14 protein-coding genes are annotated in these 13,636 nt (G+C 68.8%); 7 read left to right on the forward strand and 7 right to left on the reverse strand.

Annotation, left to right across the window (positions count from 1 at the left end):
• Positions 1-16 precede the first annotated feature (16 nt).
• Positions 17-1,522: an adenosine deaminase family protein gene (locus MD221_RS02405; RefSeq protein WP_242107539.1), complete on the forward strand. Its 1,506-nt coding sequence runs from the start codon at positions 17-19 to the stop codon at positions 1,520-1,522.
• A 49-nt stretch (positions 1,523-1,571) separates the two neighbouring features.
• On the opposite strand, the gene MD221_RS02410 is transcribed toward MD221_RS02405, so the two are convergent.
• The 3 genes from MD221_RS02410 to MD221_RS02420 all read right to left on the reverse strand — a co-directional run bounded on the left by MD221_RS02410 (position 1,572) and on the right by MD221_RS02420 (position 3,912).
• Entirely contained in the window at positions 1,572-2,864 is a 1,293-nt protein-coding gene (locus MD221_RS02410; RefSeq protein WP_242107541.1) for a peptidoglycan DD-metalloendopeptidase family protein, read from the reverse strand.
• A 98-nt stretch (positions 2,865-2,962) separates the two neighbouring features.
• Positions 2,963-3,517, reverse strand: a complete 555-nt coding sequence (locus tag MD221_RS02415; protein ID WP_242107543.1) for an NADPH-dependent FMN reductase — start codon at positions 3,515-3,517, stop codon at positions 2,963-2,965.
• Positions 3,514-3,912: an OsmC family protein gene (locus MD221_RS02420; protein WP_242107545.1), complete on the reverse strand. Its 399-nt coding sequence runs from the start codon at positions 3,910-3,912 to the stop codon at positions 3,514-3,516. The genes MD221_RS02415 and MD221_RS02420 overlap by 4 nt, the downstream gene beginning before the upstream one ends.
• 204 nt (positions 3,913-4,116) lie before the next feature.
• Between MD221_RS02420 and MD221_RS02425 the strand changes: the two genes are divergently transcribed.
• Positions 4,117-4,356 (forward strand): hypothetical protein, encoded by a 240-nt coding sequence (locus tag MD221_RS02425; protein ID WP_242107546.1) that lies wholly within the window; start codon positions 4,117-4,119, stop codon positions 4,354-4,356.
• 123 nt (positions 4,357-4,479) lie between these two features.
• On the opposite strand, the gene MD221_RS02430 is transcribed toward MD221_RS02425, so the two are convergent.
• A complete protein-coding gene (locus MD221_RS02430; RefSeq protein ID WP_242107547.1) occupies positions 4,480-4,689 on the reverse strand; it encodes a heavy-metal-associated domain-containing protein in 210 nt (69 codons plus the stop codon).
• Between the two features lie 143 nt (positions 4,690-4,832).
• Here MD221_RS02430 and MD221_RS02435 point away from each other — a divergent pair, with 143 nt between their 5' ends.
• Both MD221_RS02435 and MD221_RS02440 read left to right on the forward strand, forming a co-directional pair.
• Positions 4,833-7,364: a heavy metal translocating P-type ATPase gene (locus tag MD221_RS02435; protein WP_242107548.1), complete on the forward strand. Its 2,532-nt coding sequence runs from the start codon at positions 4,833-4,835 to the stop codon at positions 7,362-7,364.
• Entirely contained in the window at positions 7,361-7,621 is a 261-nt protein-coding gene (locus MD221_RS02440) for a glutaredoxin family protein (protein WP_242107549.1), read from the forward strand. The genes MD221_RS02435 and MD221_RS02440 overlap by 4 nt, the downstream gene beginning before the upstream one ends.
• 59 nt (positions 7,622-7,680) lie before the next feature.
• On the opposite strand, the gene cueR is transcribed toward MD221_RS02440, so the two are convergent.
• Positions 7,681-8,241, reverse strand: coding sequence for a Cu(I)-responsive transcriptional regulator (gene cueR / locus MD221_RS02445; RefSeq protein ID WP_242107550.1), 561 nt, complete (start codon positions 8,239-8,241; stop codon positions 7,681-7,683).
• A 430-nt stretch (positions 8,242-8,671) separates the two neighbouring features.
• Positions 8,672-9,328, reverse strand: coding sequence for an O-methyltransferase (locus MD221_RS02450; protein ID WP_242107551.1), 657 nt, complete (start codon positions 9,326-9,328; stop codon positions 8,672-8,674).
• Positions 9,329-9,438: 110 nt separating this feature from the next.
• Here MD221_RS02450 and MD221_RS02455 point away from each other — a divergent pair, with 110 nt between their 5' ends.
• Both MD221_RS02455 and MD221_RS02460 read left to right on the forward strand, forming a co-directional pair.
• Entirely contained in the window at positions 9,439-10,308 is an 870-nt protein-coding gene (locus MD221_RS02455) for a TetR/AcrR family transcriptional regulator (protein ID WP_242107553.1), read from the forward strand.
• Positions 10,309-10,368: 60 nt separating this feature from the next.
• Positions 10,369-10,941 carry a GIY-YIG nuclease family protein gene (locus MD221_RS02460; protein ID WP_242107555.1) on the forward strand — a complete coding sequence of 191 codons (573 nt, stop codon included), beginning with the start codon at positions 10,369-10,371 and terminating at the stop codon, positions 10,939-10,941.
• Between the two features lie 60 nt (positions 10,942-11,001).
• Here the strand turns inward: MD221_RS02460 and MD221_RS02465 are convergent, their stop codons facing one another.
• Positions 11,002-12,327, reverse strand: a complete 1,326-nt coding sequence (locus tag MD221_RS02465) for an MFS transporter (RefSeq protein ID WP_242107557.1) — start codon at positions 12,325-12,327, stop codon at positions 11,002-11,004.
• A 216-nt stretch (positions 12,328-12,543) separates the two neighbouring features.
• Here MD221_RS02465 and cyoA point away from each other — a divergent pair, with 216 nt between their 5' ends.
• Positions 12,544-13,593, forward strand: a complete 1,050-nt coding sequence (gene cyoA / locus MD221_RS02470) for a ubiquinol oxidase subunit II (RefSeq protein WP_242107559.1) — start codon at positions 12,544-12,546, stop codon at positions 13,591-13,593.
• The last annotated feature ends 43 nt before the right edge of the window (positions 13,594-13,636 follow it).

Raw genomic sequence — 13,636 nt, forward strand, 5'->3', positions numbered from 1 at the left:
GGGGCAAGCGGCCGTCGTGCTGCTGGCGCTCCTGTATCTTTTCGCGGCATGCGCCGACGCCAGGGGCCCGGACGCCGAGGCGCGGACGGCGGCGTACTTCGACCGCATCGTCGACAGTCCGGCGCGGTTGCGGATGTTCCTGCAGGCGATGCCGAAGGGCGGCGACCTGCACAACCATCTCAGCGGCACGGTCTATGCCGAGGATTATCTGCGCTGGGCGGCAGAGCAGGGGCTGTGCATCGCCATCGACCGCGACTGGATCGCGCGCCCGCCATGCGAGGCGCCCGGCCGCATGCCGGCCCGCGATCTGGCGAAGGACCCCGCGCGCTACGCCCGCGCCGTGGATGCGTTGTCGATGCGGGGGTTCGAGCGAGGCGTGGGCAGCGCGGAGCAGGCGCCGCATGACCGCTTCTTCTCCACCTTCGGCGCGTTCGCGGCGGCCTACGAGGGCAACAAGGCCCGCGCCATCGCCGCCGCGCGCGAAGCCGCCGCGGACGACAACCTCGGCTACGTCGAACTGATGATGATGCCGGACGCGGTGCGGCGATTGCTCGACGCCTCCGACGGGTTGGGGGAGGAAGCCGATCCGGCGCGGCTGTCCGCGGCGCTGGCGCCCTTGCTGCCGGCCGCGGTGGCCGAGGCGCGAGCCGAACTCGACCGCTACGATGCGGATCTCGCCGCCCGGCAGGCCTGCGGCACCCAGGCGCCGCAGCCCGCCTGCGCGGTGGAGGCGCGCTATCTGCTCACCGCCACGCGCACCCGGCAACCGGCCCGGGTGTTCGCCGCGCTGCTGTTCGGCTTCGCCCTGGCGCAGGCCGATCCGCGTTGCGTCGGCGTCAACCTCGCCGGGCCCGAGCATCATCCGACGGCGATCCGCGACTATGCGCTGCACATGCGCCTGCTGGCGTTCCTGCGCGCCCGGTATCCGGCGGTGCCGATGTCCCTGCATGCGGGCGAACTGGCGCCGGGCCTGGTCGCGCCGCGCGACTTGCGGTTCCACATCCGCGAGGCGGTCACGGTCGCCGGGGCCCGGCGCATCGGGCACGGCATGGACATCGCCCAAGAGACGGATGCGCCCGATCTGCTGCGGCGGATGGCAAAGGCGCGCATCGCGGTCGAGGTCAACCTGAGCAGCAACGCCGCCATCCTCGGCATCTCAGGCAAGGCGCACCCGCTGGCGCTGTACCGCGCGGCGGGTGTGCCGGTCGTCCTGTCCACAGACGACCAGGGCGTGCTGCGCAGCGACATGACCCGGGAGTACCTGCGCGCCGCAATCGAACAGGGCCTGCGCTACCGAGATCTGAAACGGCTCGCCCGCGACAGCCTGGAATACGCTTTCCTGCCAGGAACGAGCCTGTGGCGCGCGCAAACCGGCGGGCCATTCGCGGCCGCGTGCGCGGATGCGCGGGCGACGCCCGCCGCGCATTGCCGGCGCTGGCTGGAGGCCAATCCGAAGGCGGACATGCAATGGCGCCTGGAGCGGGCGCTGGCGCGGTTCGAGGCGGCGATGGCCGGCGAATGAGCGCGGTTGCGCTCCGCACCTGTTGCAGCCGCACCTGTTGCAGCCGGACCTATTGCACCCAGACCCCGCGCTCCGGCGTCCAGTAGAACGTCGCCTTCTCGAACGCCTGCTTCCGGCCGGTCTCCCCGTAGGGCGCCTCGTCGCCGGTGGGATAGCCGTGGCGCTCCTCGCGGCCGTTGTCCTCGAAGTAGTCGAGGATCGCCCCGTGCAGCACGTGCGCCGCGGTCCTGGGCGACCACAGGAACAGGCCGCGCTGGAAGTACTGGAACCGGCCGCGGTCGCCGGTCGCCGGCGATTTCGCCGCGTCGGCCTCGTCCATCATCGCGAAGCCCCAGCGGGTCTCGCCGCCCGTGGCCCAGAAGCGGTCCAGGATGGCGCCGCGCACGGCGAAGGCGCCGCTATCCTTGTGCCAGAGGATGATGCCGTTGTTGAACTGCTGGAAGCGGCCGCCGAGCTGCGCGTCCATTTCCGCCAGCTTCGGAACGCCGAGCACGCTGCGCGTGCCGCCGAGCGCGTAGTACTTCTCGCCGATCTTGCCGTAGGGCAGCACCTCGCAGCGCGGCAGATCGAAGCCATCGTTGTCGCGCGCCTCGTCGTTGCCCCAGCGGTCGAGGTAGTAGGCCGAGATCCACTGATTCGCCGGTCCGACGTCGAGGTCGGTCTTGAGCCACCAGTGGTTGAACGAGGTGCCGTTGCGGACCTCGCGGCCCCAGGTCTTGCAGTACACGTAGTTGGTGCCGGCATACAGCGAACCGGTTTGCGCGGTGCTCGTCGGCGAGCCGAAACCGGGTGCGGTGGCATACGTGTCTACCCAGTAGCGCGGCGCGGGCGCGGGATTGCCGCCGCAGCCGTTATCGCTGGTCAGCCTGGCGACGCCGCTGCCGCCGGGGTAGGGGGCCAGCGAGCGGCCGTTGATCGCGATCACCTGGCCGGCGCCATTGAGCAGCTGCTCGTAGTGGATGTGCGCGCCGAAGCTGTTGCCGGTATTGCCGGTGAGGCCGATCCGCTGGCCTTGGCCCACCGTCGCGCCGTTGGCGGTGCTGAAGCTCTGCAGGTGGAAGTAGTAGGTTTTCCAGCCGCCGCCGTGGTCGATCACCACGTAGTTGCCGGCGCCGTTCGCCTCGTAGTGCTGCGTGGCGTAGCCGGCCGCCGAGGCCAGCACCGGCGTTCCGGCCGGCGCATCGAAGTCCAGGGCCTGGCGGACTTCGCTGCCGTGATGGTAGTACGACCAGGTCTGCCCGCAGGGGTAGGGGGCCTTGAAATTGGGCGCGGCCAGGGCCGGGAAACCGCAGGCCAGGAGCAGGGCGGCGAACAGGATGATCGGGAGCGGGCGGACGGACATGGGCGGATTCCGGCGGGTCGTCACCAAATAACAGCGCAACTCGAGGCCGTCTCAGGACATTGCCGATCCGCGATGGCGCCGCCCGCGCGGCTCCTGCGTCACGAGGGACGCGCGAAGCGGGCGAATCCCTGCAGGAAATCCTGCAGCGCCTTGCGCGTGGCCTCGTCGACCAGTTCGCCCTCGGCATTCACCAGCGAACCGGCCCGCGAGACCTGCATCCGCCCGCCCGACCAGTAGCGTACCCGCAGCGTGCGCAGCACGGGCAGCCACGCCGCCTGCGCCAGGAGGGTGCCGAAACCGCCGGGCGAAGCGCCGATCACGGCGAACGGGCGGTCGCCGAACACGCGGGCGATATCGGAGGCCGGACGCGAGAGCCAGTCGATGGCGTTCTTGAACACCCCGGGGATGCCGTTGTTGTATTCGGGCGTGCAGAGCACCACGCCGTCGCTGGCGACGACGCGCTCCTTCAGCTCGGTCACCGCGGCCGGCAGGCCGTCGCGCTGCTCCGCGTCGGCGTCGTACAGCGGAATCCCGTGCAGCGTGGCGATCTCCAGGGAGACCCCGTCGGCGATCGTCGCGCCGGCCGCGCGCAGCAGCGCGGTATTGAAGGAGCCGGCACGCAGGCTGCCGGAAATGCCGAGCAGGCGCGTCATGGCAGCCTCCGCGCGCTGGTGATCACCGCGCCTTCGCGCATCGCCTTCGTTACCGGCGTATTGGCGACGATTTCCAGGAGCCGGCTCCATTGCTCGTCGCTGAGCGGTTGATCCGAATCCAGCGTCCGGTGCACGTGCACCTTGCCGTCCTCGCCGAAGCTCAGGGCCAGTTCGGCGCTGAACCGGCCGAGATTCCAGCCTTTGCGCTCGGCGTACATGCGCAGCGTGATCGCCGTGCAGGCCGACAGCGAAGCGAGGTAGTAGTCGAACGGCGCGGGCGCGGCGCCCTGGCCGCCGAGCGCGCGCGGCTCGTCGCTGTCGAGGTCGAACCGGCCGACATGGATGTGGTGCAGGTAATGCGCATCGGTGGACGTCACCGTCGCCGTGGTCTTCATGCCGGCCTCCGGGCCGTTGGCGGAGCATTACGTTATCCGCCATGGCGGGTGGCTTTCAATCGACATCACGACCACGGGACATGGTCTACGATGGAAGATCGCGGCGAAGCGATCGTCGGCGCCGCGAAGGCCGCGCGGTGCCAGGACGAGAGGCGCGGGGCATGGGCCGCATCTGTTTCCGGCGACTCAATCAAAAGGACTGAGATGAAGATCATCACCATCAAAGGCATTGCAGCCACCTTGCTCGCGGCCAGCATGACCTTCGGCGGCAGCGCGTACGCGGAGCCGACGCAGCCTTGCACGGCGGACAACGAAGGCCAATCCACCTGGGTGTGGCGCAGCCAGGGCAGCTATGACGTGGGCGAACTGTACGTCTGCACGTCCGGCTACTGGGAGCTGCGCCGGCGCTGCTTCAGCAACAGCCCGGTCTGCATGGAATTCTGATCGATCGGGCCCGGAGCCCCGCCGGTGGGATCGGTCGGGGCTCCATTGCCGCCAAGTCCGGCGCACGCACGGACAGCATCGACCGCCGTCCCGGAAAGATCCGGCAGGCGACGCTGCGACAGCTCATCGGGAGGCCTGAAGCACCTCGGCGGGATGCCCGATACGCTCCAGCAGCGTCAACACTTCGTTCTTGGAGAGCTTCGTCGTCAGCTGGACGCGACGCGTCGACGCGGAGGCGTCCACGACGGCCTCGGGATCCACGGCGGTGACGGCCCTGCGGATGGCGCCGGCACAGCCGCCGCAAGTCATGGAAGGAACCTCTAGCTCAAGCATCGTCGTACTCCGATTGGTGGGGACGACAGGCTGCGGCTTGCCGCCGGGGGAAGGTCAACCGGGGGCGCGAACGGGGGGCCGTCTTGACCTTCCTATCGCGGCAAGGTCCAAGCTCCGGGCTGTCCTTGCGTACGGAGGCCGCCATGAGCGCCGCGTTTCCATCCAGTGCCCACGTGTTGAACCTGCCGATCGAGGGCATGAGCTGCGCTTCCTGCGTCGCGCGCGTAGAAAAAGCGCTGCGTGCGGTGCCGGGCGTCGCGCATGCCAGCGTCAACCTGGCCACCGAGCACGCCGAAGTGCGTTTCGCCGGGCCCGCCGACGCGGCGGCCGCGGTCGCCGCGATCGAGCAGGCCGGCTACGGCGTGCCGATGCGCACGTTCGAACTCGCCATCGAGGGCATGACGTGCGCCTCCTGCGTGGGGCGTGTCGAGAAAGCGTTGGCCGCCGTGCTCGGGGTCCGCGCGGCGAGCGTCAACCTGGCGACCGAGCGGGCGCAAGTCCGGCTGGTGCCGGGTACCGCGACGCCGCAGGCGCTGGTCTCGGCGGTCGCATCCAGCGGCTATGCGGCGCATATCGTCGACGACCTCGCGCAAAGCGCCGATCCGGAGGGAAAGCGCCGCGCCGAGGAGCTGCGCTCGCTCAAGCGCGCACTGTGGATCAGCGCCGCGCTCACCTTGCCGGTGTTCGTGCTCGAGATGGGCAGCCACCTGGTTCCCGCCTTCCATCACTGGGTGCAGCACACCCTCGGCACCGGGCCTTCGCGCGTGTTCCAGTTCACGCTCGCCTCGGCCGTGCTGTTCGGGCCGGGCCTGCGTTTCCTGCGTAAGGGATTCCCCGCGCTGCTGCGCGCCGCGCCGGACATGAACTCGCTGGTCGCCATGGGCACCGGCGCGGCCTGGGGATACTCCGTGCTCGCCACCTTCGCTCCGCAGTGGCTGCCGGCCGGCACCGCGAACGTCTACTTCGAGGCGGCCGCGGTCATCGTGACCTTGATCCTGCTCGGCCGCTACCTGGAAGCCAAGGCCAAGGGCCGTACCAGCGAGGCGATCCAGAGACTGGTGGGCCTGCGGGCCAGGACAGCCCGCCTCGTGCGCGACGGGCGGATCGTCGAGGTCCCCATTGCCGACGTCCTGCCCGACGACCACGTGCAGGTCCGGCCGGGCGAGCGCGTGCCCGTGGACGGCATCGTCGTCGAGGGGCGTTCCTTCGTGGATGAATCGATGATCACCGGCGAGCCCGTGCCGACGGAAAAGGACGCCGGCGCCGAGGTGGTGGGCGGCACCGTCAACACCTCGGGCAGCTTCACCTTCCGCGCCACCAAGGTGGGCGCGGACACGATGCTCGCGCAGATCATCCGCATGGTCGAGAGCGCGCAAGGCGCCAAGCTGCCGATCCAGGCGCTGGTGGACAAGGTCACGTCCGTCTTCGTCCCGATCGTCATGGGGCTCGCCGCGCTGACCTTCGCCGTCTGGCTCTTCTTCGGGCCGGCGCCGGCGCTGTCGTTCGCGCTGGTCAACGCGGTGGCGGTGCTGATCATCGCCTGTCCGTGCGCCATGGGCCTGGCGACGCCGACCTCGATCATGGTCGGGACCGGTCGCGCGGCCGAGCTCGGCGTGCTGTTCCGCAAGGGCGAGGCGCTGCAGGCGCTGCGCTCGGCCAAGGTCGTCGCGCTCGACAAAACCGGCACCTTGACCCGCGGCAAGCCGACGCTGACCGATTTCATGGTGACCGGCGGATTCGCCGAGGACGAAGTCCTGGTGCTGGTCGCTGCCGTGGAGGCGCGCTCCGAGCATCCGATCGCCGCTGCCATCGTCGAGGGCGCCCAGGCCCGCGGGCTGACGCTGCAGGACGCCGAGTCGTTCGAGTCGCTGGCGGGCCTCGGTGTGGCGGCGAAGGTGCGGGGTCGCTTCGTGCAGGTCGGCGCCGATCGCTTCATGGCGAAGATCGGCGTCGATATCGATGAGGGCCGGCCCCGGGCCCAGCGCCTGGCGGGGGAGGGCAAGAGCCCGCTGTACGCCGCGATCGACGGACGCCTGGCGGCGACCATCGCGGTCTCCGACCCGGTGAAGGCATCCACGCCGGCGGCGATCCAGGCCTTGCACGCGCTCGGACTCAAGGTCGCCATGATCACCGGGGACAATGCCGATACCGCCCGGGCGGTCGGCGGCAGGCTCGGCATCGACCACATCGTGGCCGGCGTGCTGTCCGATGGAAAGGTCGAGGCGCTGAAGGCGCTGCGCCGCGAACACGGCGCGGTGGCGTATGTTGGCGACGGCATCAACGATGCACCGGCGTTGGCCGATGCCGAAATCGGCCTGGCGATCGGCACCGGCACCGATATCGCCATCGAGTCGGCCGACGTGGTGCTGATGTCGGGAGACCTGCGCGGCGTGGTCAACGCCATTGCGCTGAGCCGGGCGACCCTGCGCAACATCCGCCAAAACCTGTTCTGGGCTTTCGCTTACAACGCCACCCTGATTCCGGTGGCCGCGGGCGCCCTGTATGCCGTGAACGGCACGCTGCTGTCGCCGGTCCTTGCCGCGGGCGCCATGGCGCTGTCTAGCGTGTTCGTGCTCGGCAATGCGTTGCGCCTGCGGCGATTCCGGGCCGCGCCGGCGTACCCGCATGCGACGAACGCCGATGCGCCGGCGCGCCTGGCCGGAGGCCGGCCATGAGCACCTCCGTTGCGCCGCCCGTGATCGTGTACTCGACGCCGGCTTGCCCGGACTGCGCGGCCCTCAAGGCCTGGCTGGATCGTCAGGGAATCGCCCATGAAGTGCGCAACCTGACTGACCCGGTCGTCATGGCCGAGGCCAAGGCGCGTACCGGCGTGCGGATCGCGCCGATCACCCTGGTCGGCGACCAGGTGTTCTACGGTACGTTTGCCGAACAGCGGCCACGCCTGGCGGCCGCCTTGCGCGGCCAGGAATGACGAAATCGGATTCCCGGAGGGCGAGGGCGGCCGTGCGAGCCCTCCAGCATGCGGCCCGCTCAGGGCTTTGCGGGGCGCGCGACGGCGGTTGATGGCCGCCTTCCCGAATCCTCGTGCGGACGATCGTGCGCGGTGTTCTCGAGCGAAGCACCGAGCTGCTCCAGGATCGGGCATTCCGGCCGATCGTTGCCGTGGCAAGCATCCGCCAGCGCCACCAGCGACTGGCGCATGTCCTGCAGCCCTGCGATTTTCTCCTCGAGCATCCTGATATGGCCCTGCGCGAGCGCCTTGACCTCGGAACTCGCTCGGGACTGGTCGTTCCACAACCCCAGCAGCATCTGGATGTCGTCGATCGAGAATCCGAGAGAGCGTGCGCGCTTGATGAAGCGCAGCGTGTGCAGGTCATTCTCGTTGTAGATGCGATAGTTCGCGAACGTGCGTGTTGCCGGCGGAATCAAGCCGATACGTTCGTAATGGCGAACCATCTTGGCCGAAACGCCAGACGCGGCAGCCGCCTCGCCGATCTCATAGAACCCGCGCGTCCTGGCCTCGTTGAGTTCGAGAGACGCATGCGGATCGCGCCGACGGGACGGAGGAGCTGAGCGTTTGGCGATCGCCATGGTTGGGAGTCCGGCTCGGCCAGATCAGACGGAAAGACGAAGCCATCCTACACATTCCAATTATGGGAAGGTCAAGCGATTGCCGCTTGAGCCGCGAACAGCATGGACCGCCTCGAACAGCGGCTACAGCTGGTTGGCGCGCGTGGCGTGCTGGTTTGGTTGCCGCGTTCTGAGAAGCTCGAAATCAGGCTCCGCGCCAGTGCGAGCGTCCGACGTTCAGATCGGCGATGACGTTCAGATCGGCGATAGGGCTGCGGGGGGAGTACGTTGCTGCAAGATAGATAATTTCGCATAATGTACATTATGTTCAATACGAATATAGCCAAGTCAGGCATGTCTCCCCCCCAGACCCGACCTAGCGCTATCTGGTGAATCCCCACCTGTGTGTCGCTGGCGGCGTCGCCCAGCCATCCTGAGGCTCTGAACCGACTTATCCGAGCCGCATCGAGAGCTCGACGTCATCCGCGAATGGGATGGACAAATACCCGGATTTCGGCGAACGGACGTGCGCCAGGTACTCGGGACTGAAATCGGCGTTGTCGGCCACGATGAGCGCGCCCGGCCGCAAGCGGGCTTCGACCAGGGCCAGCACCTCGCCGTACAGCGACTTGGCGCCATCGAGCAGCAGCAAGTCGATCGTCTCGGGCAAGTCCGCACTCAAGGTCCGCAGCGCGTCTCCGGCACGGACCTCCACCAGATCGAGCAATCCGCCCTCGGCAATGTGCCGCTTGGCGCGTTCGACTTTGGACGGTTCGAATTCGGTGGTCAGGATGCGTCCGCCTCCGTTGTCGCGGACGGCCGCCGCCAGGTGCAGCGTCGAAATTCCGAAGGACGTGCCGAATTCGACGATGTGGCGAGCGCCGGAAGCGCGCGCCAGCATGTAAAGCAGATGTCCCGTCTCCCGGGAGACCGGCAGCCAAAGGTCCTTCAGGCGCTCGTAGAAATCGAGGTACTCGGTCTTGCTCTGCATCATGCGCAGGCGCTCGTCGCGCGACAGCTCGGCAGCGGCCGGGCTGCTCGCGGCATCAGCCTCCGCGAAGAGCCGATCGAGCAAAGGAGCAACAGGTTCGGAAACAAGGGTGTTCATGGCGTCATCAGTCTCGAAATGAGTGGAATCTCGTGTCGGCAAACAATACGAATAAATCGTCACTTTTTGTATTCGCATTCGGCGACGCCTTGCCCCGCGGAATCCGGATCGTGCGTTTTCCGCCGGAATTCCCGCTTGCGTCGGATCGCTCTATCGCGCGCACGACGCGCATCGATGCGTCGTCATTCGCATTTCTCGACTGGCCTGCCGGGTCTCCGGCGGCATGCAGAAGCGAATTGCGCGGTCAACGTGCATTCCGAAGGCGCCGAAGCCTGCACGGCCGCGAACAGAAACCCTATGATGTGGAACAGACCTTCGCATCCATCGTCCAGATCGCCGAGCCGCCCATGGCAGATCGCAAGCCCCCGAGGATTTCCTCGCGGAAACAGCCGAAGCAGGCCCGGTCGAACCAGCTCGTCGCCGCGATCCTGGAGGCCGCCGCCCAGGTCCTGGCGGCGGAAGGCGCGCAGCGGTTCACCACGGCGCGGGTGGCCGAGCGCGCCGGCGTCAGCGTCGGATCGCTGTATCAGTACTTTCCCAACAAGGCCGCGATCCTCTTCCGGCTGCAGAGCGACGAGTGGCGGCAGACGACGGACCTGCTGGGCGCCATCCTGAAGGACGCCGGGAAGCCGCCGCGGGAGCGGCTGCGAGCCCTGGTCCACGCCTTCATCCGTTCCGAATGCGACGAGGCGCGCATGCGCGTGGCGCTCAACGATGCCGCCCCGCTCTACCGCGACGCGCCGGAAGCCAAGCAAGCGCGAGCGACGGGCGAGCGTACGCTCCAGGCATTCATGCGGGAGATTCTGCCGAGCGCCTCCAAATCGACCCGCGTGCGTGCGGGCAGCCTGATCGGCACGACGCTGAGCATCGTGGGGAAACAATTCTCGGAGTCCCCGCGAACCCTGCCGGAGATCAAGGCCTACGCGGATGCCATGTCCGACATGTTCCTGGCCTATCTGGAACGCATCGAACGGGCGTGAGCGTCCGCTCCGGGTAGCATGTCGCGATCGGCGATCGCGCGACCGCCGCGGAGACCGTGCATGCCCTGGTTCGCCTACCACTTCCCTTGCCTGGGCGGCGAGGATCTGTGCAAGCTCGGATTCTCCCGGGATCCGCTGCAGCGGATCCGTTCGCTGCATTCGCGCTGGTACGAGTTCTTCGACCTCGACAACGGCCTGCTGGTCGAGGCCGAGAGCGAGCGCGACGCGCGCGACCTGGAACTGGCGTTGCGGCGTCCCGTCAGGCTGCACAACGCCCCGATGCCGATGACCGTACGCGGCGCGGCCGGAGGCGAGACCGAATGGTACCGTGGCGTCTCCGGACACGTGCGCGAAGCGGCCCGGCTGCTGGCGCGTGACGGCTACCGCGTGCATGCGCCGATGTCGGGATGGCTCCGGGACGCGCTGGTCCGGCGTGTCGATCTGCTGTTCGAATGGGCGGGCGCGCAACGGCCGCTGCTGCTGCAAGCGGAAAACGGCCAAGGCCGGCTGTTGCAGCCGCTGCTCGACGAACTGGACGCGTACCCGGCGCTGTCAATCCCGCTCGATGCCGCGCTTCCGGACGACGTGCTCGCCTGGTATGCGGGCACCAGGCGTGCTCGCGGGCTGGGCTAGCCTCCCCTGCCCCGCGCAGCCCGGGCGCGAGGGCCGCGAGGAGCCGGCTGTCCCGCCGGATCAGCTCTTCAGGTTCAGCGCCCGGTTCACGCCCAGCGCGGCCAGCGTGCCGATCGCGCCGGAGAGCAGATAGACGCCGACGAAGGCCAGGCCGAAGTGCGCGCACAGGCCGAGCGCCACCAGCGGCGCGAACGCGGCACCGATCAGCCAGGCCAGGTCGGAGGTCAGCGCCGCGCCGGTGTAGCGGTACTTCGAGCCGAAGTTGGCCGTGACCGAGCCGGCCGCCTGGCCGTAGGACAGGCCGAGCAGGACGAAGCCGACCAGGATGAAGACGTCCTGCCCCAGCGTGCCCGAACCCAGCAATGTCGGCGCGAAGCCGCTGAACATGGCGATCGCGGCGGCCAGCGCGCCCAGGGTACGCGGGCGGCCGAAGCGGTCGGCGATGAAGCCGGACGCGACCACGCCACCCGCCGCGAGGAAGGCACCAAGAATCTGCACGCCGAGGAACTGCGCGATCGACTGGTCGGAGTACAGCAGGATCCACGACAGCGGGAAAATCGTCACGATGTGGAACAGCGCATAGCTGGCCAGCGCCGCGAAGGCGCCGATCACCACATGGCGGCCCTTGGCCGAGAACAGCTCCAGCACCGGCGTGGGCTCGAGCTCGTGCTCACCCAGCTCGCGCTCGTACTCGTGGGTCACCACCAGGCGCAGGCGCGCGAACAGCGCCACTACGTTGATGGCGAACGCGGCGAAGAAGGGATAGCGCCAGCCCCAGTCGAGGAAGTCCTGCTGCGACAGGCTGGTGATCAGGAAAGCGAACAGCCCCGCGGCGATGATGAAGCCGGCCGGCGCGCCGAGCTGGCCGAGCATGGCGTACCAGCCGCGGCGGCCCTTGGGCGCGTTGAGCGCCAGCAGCGACGGCAGGCCGTCCCAGGAGCCGCCCAGCGCCACGCCCTGCCCCACGCGGAACAGCGATAGCAGCACGATCGACAGCGCGCCGATCTTGCCGTAGCCCGGCAGGAAGGCGATGCCGGCGGTGCAGGTGCCGAGCAGGAACAGCGCGATGGTGAGCTTGGTGCTGCGCTCCCAGCGGCGCTGGATCCACATGAACAGCATGGTGCCGAACGGGCGGGCGACGAACGCCAGCGCGAACACGGCGAAGGACCACAGCGTGCCCTCCAGCCTGTCGAGGAAGGGAAAGAACACCGACGGGAACACCAGCACCGAGGCGATGCCGTAGACGAAGAAGTCGAAGTATTCCGAGGTGCGGCCGATCACCACGCCCACCGCGATCTCGCCGGGCGCCACCTCCGAATGCGCGGCCTGGTCGCGCGGCGGCGGATGCAGGGGAGAGCCGGGGGTGACGTGGTCGTGGACGTGCATGGGCGAACGGCGTCTGCGGGGAGCGGCGGAGGATGGCCTCACGGCACGGCGCGGGCGCCCGGGCGCCTCCGTCGCGGACCTGGGCGGATCATAGCTTCTCACCGGCGCCCGGCCGGGACCATAGGACAAAACGTCCAATCGTCTGCCGGCGGCGCCGGGACTACAGTGCGCGCCATGCGGAGCCCCCACGGCTCGACACATGCCCTCGCAGCATTCATGAACGTCCCCAAATCCCTGCGCCGCCTGTCGCTGGCCGCCGTCGCCCTGCTCTCGCTGACCGGCTGCAACACCATTCTGCTCAATGCGCCCGGCGACATCGCCGCGCGCCAGGGCGATCTGATCGTGGTGTCGACCGTGCTGATGCTGCTGATCATCGTGCCGGTGATCGCGCTGACCCTGGTGTTCGCCTGGCGCTACCGCGCCTCCAACACCCGCGCCACCTACCGGCCGGACTGGGACCATTCCACCCAGCTGGAACTGCTGATCTGGGCCGCGCCGCTGCTGATCATCATCGTGCTGGGCGCGATCACCTGGGTCAGCACGCATACGCTCGATCCCTACCGCCCGCTGGACCGCATCAAGGCCGGCCAGGCGGTCAAGCCGGAGACCAGGCCGCTGGTGGTCGAGGTGGTGGCGCTGGACTGGAAGTGGCTGTTCCTCTATCCCGAGCAGAACATCGCCACGGTGAACGAGCTGGCCGCGCCGGTGGACCGGCCGATCCGGTTCAAGATCACCTCGTCCACGGTGATGAACTCCTTCTACATCCCCGCCCTGGCCGGCCAGATCTACGCCATGCCGGGCATGGAGACGACGCTGCACGCGGTGATGAACGCCCCGGGCGAATACGAGGGCTTCTCCGCCAACTACAGCGGCGCCGGCTTCTCGGGCATGCGCTTCAAGTTCCATGGCCTGAGCCAGGACGGTTTCGAGCGCTGGGTGCGGACCGTGCGCGGCGGCGCCGAGCTCGGGCGCAGCGACTACCTGCAGCTGGAAAAGCCGAGCGAGCGCGAGCCGGTGCGCCATTACGCCGGCGTCGCCAGCGGCCTGTACCGCGCGATCCTCAACCGCTGCGTGGACACCGACCGCATGTGCATGGACGAGATGATGGCCATCGACTCGGCCGGCGGCCTGGGCCTGGGCAGCGTCGAGGCGCTGCTGCCGCGCCGCAAGGGCGACGTGCGCGGCGGCCCGTTCGTGGCCTCGGCGATGTGCACCGCCGAATCGGCCGCGGCCAGGCCGTGGAACCCGGTCAACCTCACCCCCTGACGCAACCAGGCGGGCCCGGCGCGCGCGCCGCCCGCGTTCAAGA

It is taken from the genome of Luteimonas aquatica (assembly GCF_022662575.1).
GTDB lineage: Bacteria > Pseudomonadota > Gammaproteobacteria > Xanthomonadales > Xanthomonadaceae > Luteimonas > Luteimonas aquatica.